Annotated in this window: 3 protein-coding genes; all 3 read right to left on the bottom strand. The window is 72.8% G+C overall.

The window, feature by feature from the left end; genetic code table 11:
• Positions 1–560 precede the first annotated feature (560 nt).
• The 3 genes from JR065_RS20220 to purL all read right to left on the bottom strand — a co-directional run bounded on the left by JR065_RS20220 (position 561) and on the right by purL (position 15,842).
• Entirely contained in the window at positions 561–2,453 is a 1,893-nt protein-coding gene (locus JR065_RS20220) for a S8 family serine peptidase (protein ID WP_206236287.1), read from the bottom strand.
• A 159-nt stretch (positions 2,454–2,612) separates the two neighbouring features.
• Entirely contained in the window at positions 2,613–10,646 is an 8,034-nt protein-coding gene (locus tag JR065_RS20225; protein ID WP_206236285.1) for an ESPR-type extended signal peptide-containing protein, read from the bottom strand.
• Between the two features lie 1,044 nt (positions 10,647–11,690).
• Positions 11,691–15,842: a phosphoribosylformylglycinamidine synthase gene (purL, locus tag JR065_RS20230; RefSeq protein ID WP_206236286.1), complete on the bottom strand. Its 4,152-nt coding sequence runs from the start codon at positions 15,840–15,842 to the stop codon at positions 11,691–11,693.
• Between the last annotated feature and the right edge of the window lie 58 nt (positions 15,843–15,900).

Consider the following 15,900-nt stretch of genomic DNA (forward strand, 5'->3'; position numbering starts at 1 on the left):
GTGACGCTTTGGTTACCGCGATTCAGCTGGCGCATGCGGCTAGGCTCACGTCCACGCGTCGTGCGACATGCTGCGCCGCGCGAACGGCGAGCCGATCTTCCACGGCAGCCGAAGGACATGCGATGGCGGCGGCCGCCGCCGTAGCGCCGGTCGCCGCGTCGCTCCCCAGCCGACGCCGCACCCGCGCGCTGTCGCGCTGCTGAATGCGCCGCCAACGGCCACCGCCGCCCGATCGTCTATCGCGCCGGCCGCCCGCCGGCGGTGCCGCCCCCACCGTTCCGGACGCCGATGCCGGCAACGCCCGACACCGGGGACGGACGCCGGCGACGCGGGTGGCCATGTTCGGCATCCCACGCACATCGCGCCCTGCCGGTCGACGCGGCGTTCCGCTCGTGCAGGCGCAGCGGCCGGACTGACCGACCGAGCGCGTCGTTCCGACGCAATCGCATCGACCTCGGCCGCCGGCGCATCGTGGTGCAACCACCTCCCCGGAAACGCAAAACCCCGGCCGAGGCCGGGGTTCTGCGCGGGTCCTTCCGCTGCGCCGAGGCGCAGCCCGATTACTGGCGGGCGACCAGACTCACGCCACTGAACGCGGCGGTGCCGGTCAGCTTGATGTAGTAGGTGCCGGCCTGCGGCGCGGTGAAGCGCACCGTTTCGCTGTTGCCCGGACGGGTCGACTTGGCGTCGTACGCCGAGGCGGTGGGCTCCTCGTCGAAGCTCACGTACATCGACACGTTGCCGCTGCCGCCGTAGCTCAGGAAGCTCAGCACCGCGCCCGCCTTGGCCTCGAAGCTGTACAGCACTTCGCTGCCGGCGGCGCCGGACAGGCCGCCCACCGCCACCTTGTTGGTCAACGGCGTGGCGTCGGGGCCGCAGGTCTCGGTTTCCGGATCGCACGGCACTTCCAGCGCCTTGTCCAGCGCGGCCTTGGCGTCGACGATGCCGGTGCCGATCGGGGTGCTCGACGGGATCGTCACCGGGAACGCGCGCGCGGTCTGCTTGAGCAGGGTCTCCAGCGCGGCCGGGGTCAGCGGCGCGCCGCCGCCGGCGCTCACCGCGCTCTGCACCAGCGCCGCGACCGCGGCCACGTGCGGCGAAGCCATCGAGGTGCCGCCCATGCCCATGTAGGTGTAGGCGCCGGAGGTCGGCGTGGTCGCGCCGTCGTAGCCGGCCTGCCAGACGTAGCCGCCGGGGTTGCCGTCGACGCCGCCGCCACCGCCCGGACCGGACAGGTCCACCGCCGCGCCGTAGTTGGAATAGGACGCGATGCCGCCGGTGATCCGGGTCGCGCCGACCGCGACCACGTTGGCGCAGCTGGCCGGGCGGTAGTTGGCGGCATTGCCGGCGCTGTTGCCGGCCGCGACCACCACCAGCGTGCCGCGCGATACCGCGCCGTTGATCGCGTCCTGGTACAGCGGATCGCAGCTGCCGCTGCCGCCCAGGCTCATGTTGATGACTTCGGCGGGGTTGGCGTTGGCGGGCACGCCGGCGACGGTGCCGCCGGAGGCCCAGGTGATCGCATCGGCGATGTCGGACAGGTAGCCGCCGCACTTGCCGAGCACGCGCACCGGCAGCACCGTCGCCTGCGGCGCGACGCCGGCCATGCCGACGCCGTTGTTGGTCGCCTCGGCGATGGTGCCGGAGACATGGGTGCCGTGCCAGGAGCTGTCTTCGGCCACCGAACCGTCGTAGCACTCGTTGTCGTTCTCGACCCAGTCGCCGTAGTCCAGCGCGCCGGGCACGCGCGCGTCGGTCGGACGCCGCGAGGTTTCCGCGTCGGAGATGAAGTCGTAGCCGGTCAGCAGGTTGCCGGCGAAATCCGGATGGTCCGGCAGGATGCCGGTATCCAGCACCGCGACCACCACGCCCTCGCCCTTGGACACGTCCCACGCGGCCGGCGAATTGATGCCGCCGGTGGCGCTGCTCAGGTGCCACTGGTACTGCGCGTAGTAGGGGTCGTTGGGCACCAGCTGCGGCTGCTCCAGCGCGGGCACCGGGCGGTCCACGCGCTGCTGCTTGGTGTCCACCAGCGCGTACTTCACGCTCGGGTCGGCGGCGATTTCCGCTACCACCTTGTCCACGTCGGCCTTGCTCAGCTTGCCCGACAGGCGGATCAGGTCGGCGCCGACGCCGAGCTTGCGCACGTATTCGGCGCGCACGCCGGCCGCGGCGGCGCGCGAGACCGCATTGCCGCCGCCGAGGCTGGCGCGGGTCACCGCGGACTGCACCGCAGACAGCTTGGCCGAGCGGTCGCTGGCCGCGGCGCTGCCGTCGCGGTAACGCACCACGATGCGGCTGGCCGGTTGCGCGTCGGCAGGCGCGGCCTTGGCCGGTTCCTTGGCCAGCAACTGCGGCGCAGCACCGGCGGCGAACGCGCTGGACGCGCCCAGCGACATCATCAGCATGGCGCCGGCGATGGCATTGATACGAAGATTTTGCTTGTCGATCACGTTGAAGTCCTCTTCAAGTTTCATGGATCAGGCGACAGTTGCGGCCGTAAAAACTCCCTTTTTCCGAATCCATTGGCCGGCCCAGCCAAGGTCCTTTGGTCTGCCCCCTCAGGCCATTGCGCGAAGCGGCCGGCGGCGCATGCCGCCGGCCGCGGACACTCACCAGCCGAAACCGGCACCGACGCCGATCGAACTGTCGTCGCCGCTGAACGCGCCGCCGATGGTCATCGTGGCGCGATCGCTGAAGGCGCGCTGGTAGCCCACCGACAACGCCGACTCGCCGTTCTGGAAACCGACGCCGGCGCCGACCCGGTTCTGGGTGCGGATGCCGGCCGCGCTGGTCGCCATGTTCAGCATCGCCGCGCTCATCGCGCCCTGGCGATCGATGCGGCGATCCTGGTCGCGCAGGCGCGCATCGACGTCGCCGCGCAGCACTTCGAAGCTGTCGGCCATCGTGTTGAAGCGCGTGTCGGTGTACGACTTGGCAGTGGCGACGCCGCTGTCCAGCTGGCCCTTGTTGACCGCATCGGTGGCCTGGGTGCCGGCGGCGACGTTGGCGAGCTGGCGCTCGTTGCCGGCGCTGCCCAGCGACACCGTGTTGGCGCGGTCGGCGACCGAGCCCTGGCCCAGCGCCACCGCCCCCTGCGCGGTGGCCGAGGCGCCCTGGCCGATCGCGGTGCCCGAGGCGGCGCTGACGCTGGCGCCCTCGCCCATCGCCACCGCGTTGGTCGCCACCGCGGCGATGCTGGCGTTGGCGCCCACCGCGGTGCTGCCGTCGGCGTTGACCCTGGCGTTGCTGCCGATGGCGGTGTCGTTGGGACCGTGCGCGTAGGCGTTGCCGCCGACCGCGGTGCCGGTGACGTCGTTGGCGCGCGCCGCGGTGCCCACGGTGGTGGCGCTGCCGCTGGCGGCGCCATCGACCACCGCCGCGACCGGCACGCCGACCTCGGCGGTGCTCGGCGTGCCGGCCACCGACGCGGCGCCCGCCGCCGTCGCCTCGTCGCCGGCCATCTGCACCGAGGCACCGGCGCTGCGTGCGCTGCGCGCGGCCACCGCGCCGCCGCCGGTGCGCGCATCCAGTTCCCCGACCTTGCCGTCCAGCGCGGCCAGCGCATCGCCGACGTTGCTGTAGCTGGCGCCCTGGATCACGTAGCTCGGCGCGACGAACACGCCCTGCGCGCCGATCCCGGCGCCGCCGCCGAGGAACGTGGCCATGTTGCTCAGCGACTGGTACAGCTGCGCGCCGTTGATCGCCTCGGTGCTGCCCGCGCTCACCGCGCCGGCGCCGAGGTTGACGATGCGCCGCGTGGCCGGACCGCCGCGGCCATCGCCGCTGCCCAGCGACACCGTATCGGCCTCGTAGGCGCGCGAGCCGGCGCCCAGCGCCACCGCATTGGCCGCCGACACGCCGGCGTTGGCACCCAGTGCCACGCCATTGCTGCCGCTGTTGCGCACGAAGCTGTTGTAGCCCAGGGCGACGCCGTTCTCGCCGATCACCCGGGTCTGCCGCCCCATCGCCGTGCCGTTGGTCGCGCTCACCGCACTGTCCACGCCCGCGGCCGTCGCGCCGATGCCGCTGGCGCTGCTGCCCACGCCCAGCGCGGTGCTGCGCGCGCCGCTGGCGGTGGCGCCGGCGCCGGCGGCGGTGCTGTCCACGCCGCTGGCGCTGGCCACGCCGGTGCCGGAGCTCTTGAAGCTGGCGCTGGTGCCGCCGGCTTCGGCCGCCACCGCGTCCAGCTGCGCCTTGTTGACCGCGTCGTTGGCGTTGAGCGCCGCGCCGACGTTGGTGATGCGGCGCGTGGCCGGGCCGCTGACGCCGTTGCCGCCGCCGACCGACACCACATTGGCTTCGCTGGCGCGCGCGCCGGCGCCGAGGGCGACGCTGTTGGCGCCGTTTGCCCAGGCGTTGGTGCCCACCGCCGTGGCGTTGATGCCGCTGTAGGCGTAGGAGTCCTGGCCGATCGCGGTGCCGCCTTGCGCGGTGGCCCAGGCGAACTGGCCGACCGCGGTGGTCTGCGCCGCCGTCGCCCACGCCGAGGCGCCGAGCGCGGTGGCGTCCTCGCCGGTGGCGCGCGCGCTGTGGCCCAGCGCCGAGGCGTAGGCGCCGGAGGCGGTGCTGCCCCAACCCAGTGCCGAGGCGTAGTCGCCCGCCGCTTCGGCGCCATAGCCGAACGCGCTGGTGCGGGTGCCGCTGGCGCTGCTGAACGCGCCGACCGCGGTGCCGTAGTCGGTGCTGGCCTGGCTGCTGTAGCCGTTGGCGGTGGACTGCAGGCCCGACGCGGTGGCGCCGGCGCCGCTCGCGCTGCTGAACGCGCCGGTCGCCTGCGCGCCCGCGCCCAGCGCGGTGGCGCCGGCTTCGCTGGCGGTGGTGGTGCCGTCGAGCAGCACGTTGCCGTTGGCGTCGGTGTAGTACAGCGCGCCGCCGATCGCGGTGCTGGATTCGCCGGTGGCGGTGGCGTTGTAGCCGGACGCGGTGGCGTACTGCGCGCCGGCCAGCGCGCCGCTGCCGAACGCCGAGGCGCCGGTGCCGAGCGCGTTGGACGCTTCGCCGGCGGCAGTGGCGTAGTTGCCGTCCACGTAGCTGCCGACGTCGTCGGCAGGATCCTCGCCGCCGCTGGCCTTGAACTGCTTGCCGGTCGCATCGGCCGACTGCCTGACCTCGTCCAACTGCGCCAGGTTCACCGCATCGGTGGCCTCGCTGCCGGCCGCCACGTTGGTGATCTGGCGTTCGTTGCCGGCGGTGCCGACCGACACCGTGTTGTCGCGCTCGGCCTCCGACAGCGTACCCAGGGCCACGCTGTTGGCGCCGGACGCATAGGCGCCGTAGCCGAACGCGCTGGAATCCTCGGCGCTGGCAAAGGCCAGGCTGCCGATCGCGGTGCTGAAGTCGGCGGTGGCGCCGGCACCGGCGCCGAACGCGGACGAGTTGGCGCCGGAGGCTTCGGCCGGAATCAGCCCGAAGAACGAAGTGCCGCCGACCGCGACGCTTTCGTCGCCGGAGGCCACGCTGTATTCGCCTACCGCCACGGCGCCGGCGCCGGACGCGGTCGAGGCCACGCCCACCGCGGTGCCGTAGTCGCCGGCCGCCAACGCGCCGTAGCCCAGCGCCGAGGACAGGTAGCCGGTGGCTTCGCTGTAGCCGCCGAGCGCGGTCGAGCCGGTGCCCGAGGCGGTGCTGCGGAAGCCGGTGGCGGTGGCCTGGTTGTCCGAGGCCACCGCCTCGCTGCCGGTGGCGGTCGAATAGGTCGCCGTCGCCTGTGCGCCGGCGCCGCTGGCGCTGGCGCCGGTCTCGCTGGCCAGCGCGCCGCTGCCCACGGCGATGCTGTCCGCGCCCAGCGCCTGGCTGTTGCTGCCCAGCGCGAGCGCATCGGTGCCGGTGGACAGCGCGTTGAAGCCGATCGCGGTGGCGCCTGCGGCGAGCGCGTTGGCGCCGCCGCCGAGCGCGCTGCTGCCATCGCCGACCGCATTGGCCGCCTCGCCGGCGGCCAGCGCGTTGTCGCCGTCGACCAGGGCGCCGGCATCGCTGTCGTCGCCACCGCTGGCCTGGAAGTACTTGCTGGTGGTCTCGGCCACCTGCTGCACCGCCTCCAGCTGCGCGACGTTGACCGCATCGGTGGTTTCGCTGCCGGCGGCGACGTTGGTGATCTGGCGCTCGTTGCCGGCGCTGCCCACCGACACGCTGTACTCGCGATCGGCGAACGCGCCGGCACCCAGCGCGACCGCGTTGGACGCGGTCGCCACGCTGCCGGCGCCGATCGCGATCGCGCTTTCCGCATCGGCCAGGGTGTTGGTGCCCAGGGCGATGGTGTTGACCTGGTTGCCGAGCGACTGGAAGCCCATCGCCACGCTGTAGTTGCCGTAGCCGAACGCGCCGCGGCCCACCGCGGTGGCGCTCAGGCCCGGCGCCCAGCTGTTGAAGCCGATCGAGGTGGCGCCGCTGCCGCTGGCCCAGGCGCCGGTGCCGAACGCCGAGGCGTTGGCGCCGGTGGCCCAGGCCGAGGCGCCGAATGCCGACGCGCCGTCGGCGGTGGCCCAGGCGTAGGCGCCGCTGGCGGTGGCGTCGTCGCCGCTGGCCCAGGCGTTGTCGCCCTGCGCCAGGCTGTAGCTGCCGGTCGCGCGCGCCTTGTAGCCGCCGGCGGTGCTGTGGTCGCCGGTGGCCTGCGCGCCGTAGCCCACCGCGGTGGCCAGCTCGCCGGTGGCCTGCGCGCCCGCGCCCAGCGCGGTGGCGTTCTCGCCGGCGCTGGTGGCCGCCATCACCGCATTGCCGTCGGCATCGGTGATCGGCTGGTTGTACTGGTCGTAGGCCTGGCCCTGGCCGCCGATCGCGGTGCTGCCGGCACCGCCGGCGGCGCTGCCGTTGCCGAGCGCGAGCGCGTCGTCGCCGATCGCGGTGGCGCCGCTGCCGTACGCGGCCGCGCCGTTGCCGTAGGCGTTGGCGGCTTCGCCCGCGGCGACGGCGCCGCTGCCTTCGGCGTAGGCGCCGACGTCGCCGCCGCTGCCCACGGTGAAGAACTTGGCGGTGGTGCCGGCGGTGTCGCGCACCGCGTCCAGTTGCGCCACGTTGACCGCGTCGGTGGCCTGGCTGCCGGCGGCGACGTTGGTGATCTGCCGTTCGCTGCCGGCGTCGCCGACCGACACCGTGTTGGCGCGGCGTGCGACCGAGTTCGATCCCAGCGCCACGCTGTCGGCGGCCAGCGCGGTGCTGTAGTAGCCGATCGCGGTGCTGTTGGCGCCGCTGGCCCAGGACTCGGCGCCTAGCGCGCTGGCGAAGGCGCCGGGCGCGTAGGCGAAATAGCCCAGCGCGGTGCTTTCCAGGCCGGACGCCTCGCTCAGGCTGCCGCTGGCGGTGCTGTAGTCGCCGGCCGCGATCGCGCCGGCGCCGAACGCCGCCGCGCCCTGGCCGCTGGCCTGGGTCTGCACGAACAGGCCAAGCCCGGGGATCAGGTCCGCCGGGCCGCCGACGGCGACGCTGCTGGCGCCGGTCGCCGCGCTCTGCGTGCCCACCGCCGTGGCGTAGTCGCCGGTGGCGTTGGCCACCGCGCCGAACGCGGCGGCCTGCGCGCCGCTGGCATAGGCGCCCACGCCCACCGCCGAGGCGGCGAAGCCGCCGGCATCGGCGCTGGCGCCGACCGCGGTGCCGCCGACCCCGGCGCTGGTCGCGCCGGTGTCCACGGCCACGCCGCCGTTGGTGATCAGCGGATCGCCGTTCTCGTCCACGGCCACGCCGCCCATCGCCACGGCCGCCGGGCCGGTGGCCTGCGCGTTGTTGCCGAACGCGGCGCTGTTCTGTCCTGCCGCCAAGGCGCCGGTGCCGACCGCGGTGGCGCCATCGTTCAGCGCGCTGGCACCGCCACCGAGGGCGGTGGCGCCGTCACCGATCGCGTTGCTGGCCTCGCCTGCGGCAAGCGCGTTGTCGCCTTCGACATAGGCGCCGGCGTCGCTATCGGCGCTGCCGCTGGACTGGAAGTACTTGCTGGTGGTGTCGGCGACCGCCTTCACCGCGTCCAGCTGCGCTAGATTGACCGCGTCGGTGGCCTCGGTGCCGGCGGCGACATGGATGATCTGCCTGTCGATGGCTTCGACCGGGCCGGTGACCACACCGTTGTGGATACGCGCCGGCGATCCGACGGAAACGACGTTGTCACGATCGGCATAGGAGCCGCTCCCCAACGCGACCGCATTGGCCACGCCGGGCGCGACCTCCGCGTTGGCGCCCAGGGCGATGCCGCCCACGCTGTCGGGAAAGACGATGCTGTTCCAGCCCAGGGCGATGCCCTGGTCCGCACCGACGGCGGCCAACCCGCCCAGCGCCAGACTGCCGTCGCCCTGTGCCAGCGCGTTCTGCCCCACAGCTGTGGCGCGCGGGCCGGTCGCCCTGGACTGCGCGCCGACCGCCGTACTGAAGACTTCGGCGGCACGTGCTTCACTGCCCACCGCCACGCCATAGTCGCCACGCGCCGTACTGGCCTGGCCCAACGCGGTCGCGCTTTCGCCACTGGCCTCGGACACGGCGCCCAGCGCCGTGCTGCCATAGCTGCTGGCACGCGCAGCCGTGCCCACCGCGGTGCTCTCCTGGCCACTGGCCTCGGTGGACCACGTCTCTTCTTCCCAGGTTTCGCCGTTGACCACCGTCATCTGCCCGCCGATGGCCGTGGCGCTCTGTCCCGTCGCCTGGCTACCGGCACCGTAGGCGGTGCTCCACTGCGCACCAGCCAGGCTGTTGTAGCCGCCAGCGGTGGCCAGATCAGCCAGCGCCATGGCGCCACTGCCGTAGGCCGAAGCACCGCTGCCAATGGCATCGGTCGCCTCCCCCATCGCCGTGCTGTTGTCGCCTTCGGCATAGGCACCGGCGTTGCTGTCCTGGCTCCCCGCCACTGCCAGATACTTGTTCGCGGCGGTGGCTTGCTCCAGCTGATCCAGGTTCACCGCATCGGTGCCTTCGGTGCCGGCGGCGACGTGGGTGATCTGGCGCTCGCCGCCGACTTCGCCGACCGACACGCTGTCGGCACGGTCGGCATAGGAGCCCTGGCCGAGCGCCACGCTGTTGACCGCCTCGGCATTGGCGCCATAGCCCAGCGCGGTGCTGTCCTCGGCCTGCGCCCACGAAGCGCCGCCCAGCGCGGTGCTGGACGCGCCATCGGCCGAGCTCAGCCAGCCGATCGAGGTGGAGAAATCGCCGTTGGCCCAGGCGCCGGCGCCGAACGCCGAGCCGCCTTCGCCCTGCGCCTCGGTGCCGAAGAAACCGCCGAGCACGGTGCCGCCGACCGCGGTGCTGGATTCGCCGCTGGCCAGGCTGGATTCGCCCACCGCCACCGCGCTGCCGCCGCTGGCGTTGGCGCCGTAGCCGAACGCGGAAGCGAACTCGCCGCCGGCCTGGCTGAAACCGCCGTTGGCGGTCGATGCCAGCGCGCTGGCGCTGGCGGAGAAACCGGTCGCGGTGCTCTGCAGGCCCTGCGCCTGCGCCCCTGCGCCCACCGCCGTGCCGAACGCCGCGGTGGCCTGCGCGCCGGCGCCGAACGCGCTGGCGCCCACCTCGGCCGCGGTGGTGGTGCCTTCCAGCACCACCTCGCCGTTCTCGTCGACGATCGACAGCGCGCCGCCGACCGCGGTGGCCGAATCGGCCAGCGCGGTGGCGTCGGTCCCCAGCGCTGTGGCGTTGACGCCGATGGCGTTGGCGCCGCTGCCCAGCGCGCTGGCGCCGTTGCCGATCGCGTTGCTGGCCTCGCCTGCGGCAAGCGCATTGTCGCCTTCGACGTAGGCGCCGGCGTCGCTGTCGCCGCTGCCGCTGGACTGGAAGTACTTGCTGGTGGTGTCGGCGACCTGCTTCACCGCGTCCAGCTGCGCGAGATTCACCGCGTCGGTGGCCTCGGTGCCGGCGGCGACGTTGGCGATCTGGCGCTCGCTGCCGGCGCTGCCGACCGACACGCTGTCGTCGCGGTCGGCCACCGCGCCGGCGCCCAGCGCCACGCTGTTGGCGCCCTGCGCGACGGCGGCATTGCCCAGCGCGGTGCTGCTGGCGCCGTTCGCCGCGGCGAAGCCGCCGACAGCGGTGGCATAGTCGGCATCGGCCGTGGCGGCCAGGCCGACCGCGGCGGTCGCCGCGCCGTTGGCCACGCTCTCCGCGCCGAGTGCGGTCGCGCCTTCGCCGGCGGCGGTGCTGTAGTAACCCAGCGCGGTGGCCTCGATGCCCGAGGCCTCGCTGAGTGCGCCGCTGGCGACGCTGCCGTCGCCGCTGGCCAAGCTGGCCGCGCCGGTGGCGGTGCTCTGCTCGCCGCTGGCGACGCTCTCGGCGCCCAGCGCCGTGGTGTATTCGGCCGAGGCCTGCGCGCTGGCGCCGAGCGCCACGGCGGCATTGCCGGCGGCCGCAGCGGCGTTGCCGATCGCCACCGCCTGGCTGCCGCCGGCGCTGGCGCTGCCGTCCACCACGCAGCTGTCGATCACGCTGCCGCCGCTCAGCACCAGGCAGTTCTTGTTGCCGCCGATCTCCACCGACTGCGCCTGCGCATCGCTGGCCAAACCCAGGCCGCCGGCGCCGAGCGCCATGGCGATGGCCGCCGACAGGGCCAGGCCATGTCCCTGCCCTGTCCTGCCCTCTCGGACGATCCGTCCCGCAGTGGCGCTGCTGGCCAGTTCCGAGGCCACGACCCACACGCCCAACGTCTTGTTCCAGACCTTGCGATAAATCCGATTCATCGACTGCTGCTCCTAAATGGCTGGTTTTTCGGTAAAAAAGCCACCCTCACCCGGCAGATCCGCGCCGGCCGACCCCCTGTCGGATTTTTGGCGCCACGTCTCCTTCGGCATGCCTGCGCGAAAACCCGCGAGGTCGATGCCGCTCGATCGCACCGTGAAGATGAACCGAGCCGAACCGTGGAACTGACTGGAGTGTTAACCGCACATTTTATTTACGTCAAGTTTTTGACTGACTGCCACCGAATCCGTGATGCATATCGCGGAAATCGCCGAAATTCGTTACATGTGCGATAAAATTCAATAAAAACAGCACGCTCCGTCAACATTTCGACACATATCTGCGTCTTTCATCACAACTCGTCGAAGCGGGTCGAGCGAAGTCCGGCAAGGCTTTGACGCGATCAATGTGATTCACGTCACATTTTTCCTGCAGGTCACGAAGTCCGGGGAAAACACCCGCGGTTTGCGGCACCGCCGCGCAAATTTCACGCGCGGCGGCCGGGTAGCGGTGGTCGATTGCATGTGCGGGCGGCGGCCGGGGCGTTACCCGGGCGCGTCTGGCAGGGTCTGGCTCGCTTGACCGACTGTGGCCCGCATCCCGGCCACGACATGTGCGCCTCGCGACAGGACCGCTTGGCCCGCGGACGTCGACGAAAGGAGGGAAAACCGGTCCATGCGCCAGCGCCAGGCTCGGCTGGTGCAGCGCTTCAGGTCCTTCGTGGCGCGGACGGAGCGGCCATGGCCGGCGCATGGGCGCGGCTTCGCAGGGGGTGTTCTGCGGGACACCCGCCGCCGTGGCGACCGGATCGGTAGCGATCGCCAGACACGTGCCCACGGCCGATCGGCGCCCCGGGATGCGCTAGGTCCGGGCAGGGTCGGTGCAGTCGGTGCATGCAAGGCGATCGACAGCAGGCGGTGCTGCCGCAGCCGGTGCCCGCACACAGGGACGGCCGCGCGAAAGTCACGGGCTCAGGCAAGCGGCGCGGCGCGGCCACCCCGATCATGGCGCAGCGCATGCCCGCGGTAAGCGGGCATGCCGGTTCTTCAGCCCACCCACACCCGCGCGTTGCGGAAGATCCGCAGCCACGGCGAGTCGTCCGGCCAGCCCTGCGGCTGCCAGCTGAGGTTGAGCGAACGCGTGGTGCGCTCCGGGTGCGGCATCAGGATGGTGACGCGGCCGTCGTCGCTGGTCAGGCCGGTGATGCCGTCGGGCGAGCCGTTCGGATTCAGCGGGTACTGCTCGGCGATGTTGCCGTCGCCATCGACGTAGCGCAGCGTCACCCGTGCCGCCGCCTGGTCGACCGCGCTGTCGAACTCGGCGCGGCCCTCGCCGTGCGCCACCGCCACCGGGATCCGCGAGCCGGCCATGCCGCGCAGGAAGATCGACGGCGACTCCACCACCTCCAGCAGGCTGGTGCGCGCCTCGAACTGCTCGCTGCGGTTGCGCAGGAAGCGCGGCCAGTGCTCGGCGCCCGGGATGATGTCCTTGAGCTGGCTGAGCATCTGGCAGCCGTTGCACACGCCCAGCGCGAAAGTATCCGGGCGCGCGAAGAACGCGGCGAACGCGTCGCGCAGCGCCGGCCGCTCCAGGATCGACGTGGCCCAGCCGCGTCCGGCGCCGAGCACGTCGCCGTAGCTGAAACCGCCGCAGGCGGCCAGGCCGACGAACCCGGACAGCTCCACGCGGCCGGCGATCAGGTCGCTCATGTGCACGTCGAAGGCACGGAACCCGGCGCGCTCGAACGCGTTGGCCATCTCGATCTGGCCGTTGACGCCCTGCTCGCGCAGGATCGCCACCTTCGGCCGCTGGCCGGTGGCGATGAACGGCGCGGCGACGTCCTCGGCCGGGTCGAAGCCCAGCTTCGGCTTCAGCCCGGGCGCGGCGAAGTTGCGCGCCACGGCGCGTTCCTCGTCGGCGCTGTCGGGGTTGTCGCGCAGCTTCTGCATCGCATGGCTCACCGACCACCACGCATCGAACAGCTCCTCCCAGCGCCATTGCACCAGGGTCTTGCCGGCCAGGCTCACCCGCACCGCGGCCGCGGTGCTGGGCCGGGCGATGCGCTGCGCGCACTCGGTCAGCGCGTGCCGCTCGACCAGGTCGGCGAACGCGGCGCGGTCCTCGTCGGCCACCTGCACCACCGCGCCCAGTTCCTCGTTGAACAGGCTGCGGAACGGATCGTCGCCCCACGCGTCGAGGTTGATGTCCAGGCCCAGGCGCGAGGCGAAGGCCATCTCGCACAGCGCGGCGAAGGCGCCGCCGTCGCTGCGGTCGTGGTAGGCCAGCAGCAAGCCGGCCTCGCGCGCGTCGCGGATCAGTTCGAAGAACGCGCGCAGCCGCTGCGCATCGTCCAGGTCCGGCACCGGGCCGCCGAACGCCGGCAGGCCGCCCTCGGCATGCACCTGCGCCAGCACCGAGCCGCCCAGGCGCTGTTTGCCGCCGCCCAGGCCGATCAGCCACAGCTCGCTGTCGGTATCGCGCGCCAGCAGCGGGGTCAGCTGGGTGCGCGCGTCGGCCACCGGCGCGAAGGCGGAGACGATGAGGGACACGGGGGAAACGCTTTTGTGCATGGTGCCGGGACCGGGGACCGGGGACCAGGGACCCGGAACGGCGGCGGTATCGGCAGCGGCACGATCGCCGGAATCTTGCTTTTGCTCTTCCCCGGTCCCCGGTCCCCGGTCCCCGGTCCCGGCCACCCTGTCCCTGGTCCCGGCTACGTTCCACTGCGCCTGCATCGACAGCGAGTCCTTGCCCACCGGGATGCTCAGCTCCAGCTGCGGGCACAGTTCCATGCCCACCGCCTTGACCGCCGCGTACAGCCGCGCGTCCTCGCCGTCGTGGTTGGCCGCGGCCATCCAGTTCGCCGACAGCTTGACCTGCGCCAGCGCCTCGACCGGCGCCGCGCACAGGTTGGTGATCGCCTCGCCGACCGCCATGCGCGCCGACGCCGCCGCGTCGAGCAGCGCCAGCGGGGTGCGCTCGCCGATCGCCATCGCCTCGCCGGCGAAGGTGTCGAAGCCGGCCAGGGTGATCGCGCAGTCGGACAGCGGCAGCTGCCATGGGCCGATCATCTGCTCGCGCGCGGTCAGCCCGCCGACGCTGCGGTCGCCGATGGTGACCAGGAAACTCTTCGCCGCCACCGCCGGATGCGCCAGCACGCGCAGCCCGGCCTCGCGCAGGTCCAGCGTGTCGGTCTCCAGCTCCGGCCAGCGCGGCGCCGGCGGCTGGCGCGCGTCGCGATGCATCTTCGGGGGCTTGCCGAAGAGGACGTCCATCGGTAGGTCGATGGGGTGCTGTGGCTGGCGGGACTGGGGACCGGGGACCGGGGACCCGGCAGAAGCGGCGTCGACAGTGCCGGATGCAGCAGCGGTAACGCCCAACTCCGGATCTTGATCTTGATCTTGCTTTTGCTCTTCCCCGGTCCCCGGTCCCCGGTCCCCGGTCCCGAGCAGCGTTCCATAGCCCACCACCAACCGCTCCTCCGCCGTCGCCACGCCCACCGCGGCGAACGGGCAGCGCTCGCGCTCGCAGATCGCGGCGAATTCGCCCAGCCGCGCCTGCGGCACGCCGAGCACGTAGCGTTCCTGCGATTCGTTGCACCACAGCTGCATCGGCGACAGCGACGGGTCGTCGCTGGGCACCTTGCCCAGGTCGATCACGCCGCCGACGCCCGAATCGTGCAGCAGTTCGGGGATCGCGTTGGACAGCCCGCCGGCGCCGACGTCGTGGAACCAGCGGATCGGGTTGTCGGCGCCCAGCGCCACGCAGCGGTCGATCACTTCCTGGCAGCGCCGCTCCATCTCCGGGTTGTCGCGCTGCACGCTGGCGAAGTCCAGGTCCTCGGCGCTGTCGCCGGAGGCGACCGAGCTGGCCGCACCGCCGCCCAGGCCGATCAGCATCGCCGGGCCGCCGAGCACGATCACCGCGTCGCCCGGCTGCAGGGTCTTCTTCTCCACCTGGATGCGGTCGATCGCGCCCAGGCCGCCGGCGAGCATGATCGGCTTGTCGTAGGCGCGGGTCAGCCCCGGCGCCTCGGGCAGCTCGAAGCTGCGGAAGTAGCCGAGCAGGTTGGGCCGGCCGAACTCGTTGTTGAACGCGGCGCCGCCGAGCGGGCCGTCGAGCATGATGTCCAGCGCCGGCGCCATGCGCGGGTTGAGCGGGCGCTCGCCTTCCCACGGCTGCGGCAGCGTGGGGATGCGCAGGTGCGACACCGAGAAGCCGGTCAGGCCGGCCTTGGGCTTGCCGCCGCGGCCGGTGGCGCCCTCGTCGCGGATCTCGCCGCCGGCGCCGGTGCTGGCGCCGGGGAACGGCGCGATCGCGGTGGGATGGTTGTGGGTCTCGACCTTGATGCAGAACGCCGACGGCGCCACCGCCTCGCTGCGGTACTCGCCGCTGGCCGGGTCCGGGCGGTAGCGCGCGGCCGGATGCCCTTCCACCACCGCGGCGTTGTCGCTGTACGCGCTGAGCGTGTACTGCGGGGTCTGCTGGTGGGTGTGCTTGATCATCCGGAACAGCGAACGGTCCTGCTCCTTGCCGTCGATGCTCCAGCTGGCGTTGAAGATCTTGTGCCGGCAGTGCTCTGAATTGGCCTGCGCGAACATCATCAGTTCCACGTCGGCCGGATCGCGGCCGAGTTCGCCGAAGCGCTGGCGCAGGTAGTCGATCTCGTCCTGCGCCAGGGCCAGGCCCAGGCGCGCGTTGGCCGCTTCCAGGTCGGCCAGCGCGATGCGCTCCACGTCGCCGCGCGGCGGGGCGCCGAACAGCGCCAGCGCCTGCTCGGGCGCGTCGAGCAGCGACTGGGTCATCGGATCGTGCAGCAGCTTGGCGATGGCCGCCTGCGCCAGCGCGTCGTCGGGCCAGCCGGCCAGGTCCAGGCGGGTGCCGCGCTCCACGCGCTTGATCGCCAGGCCGGCGCCGCGCACCAGTTCGGTGGCCTTGCTCGACCACGGCGACCGCGTGCCCAGGCGCGGCACCACGTAGCGCGACCGCGCGCCGGGCTCGGCCGCGGCCGGCGCGTCCTGCGCCTGCAGGATGCGCCGCGCCGCGCCCAGGTCGACCTGGGCCTGGTCCTCGGCGTCGATGAAGTAGACGTGCCAGGCGCCGGTGATGCGCAGGCCGGGAACGAGGGATTGCAGGCGGGTTTCGAGCCGAGCGCGACGGAACGGCGAAAGGGCGGATGCGCCCTCGAGGACGATCATGTCCGGGGAACCGTGTGAGGAAACGGGCTGGCTATTGTAGCCGGGACTCGGGACTCGG

It is taken from the genome of Xanthomonas sp. (genome assembly GCF_017163755.1).
GTDB lineage: Bacteria > Pseudomonadota > Gammaproteobacteria > Xanthomonadales > Xanthomonadaceae > Xanthomonas_A.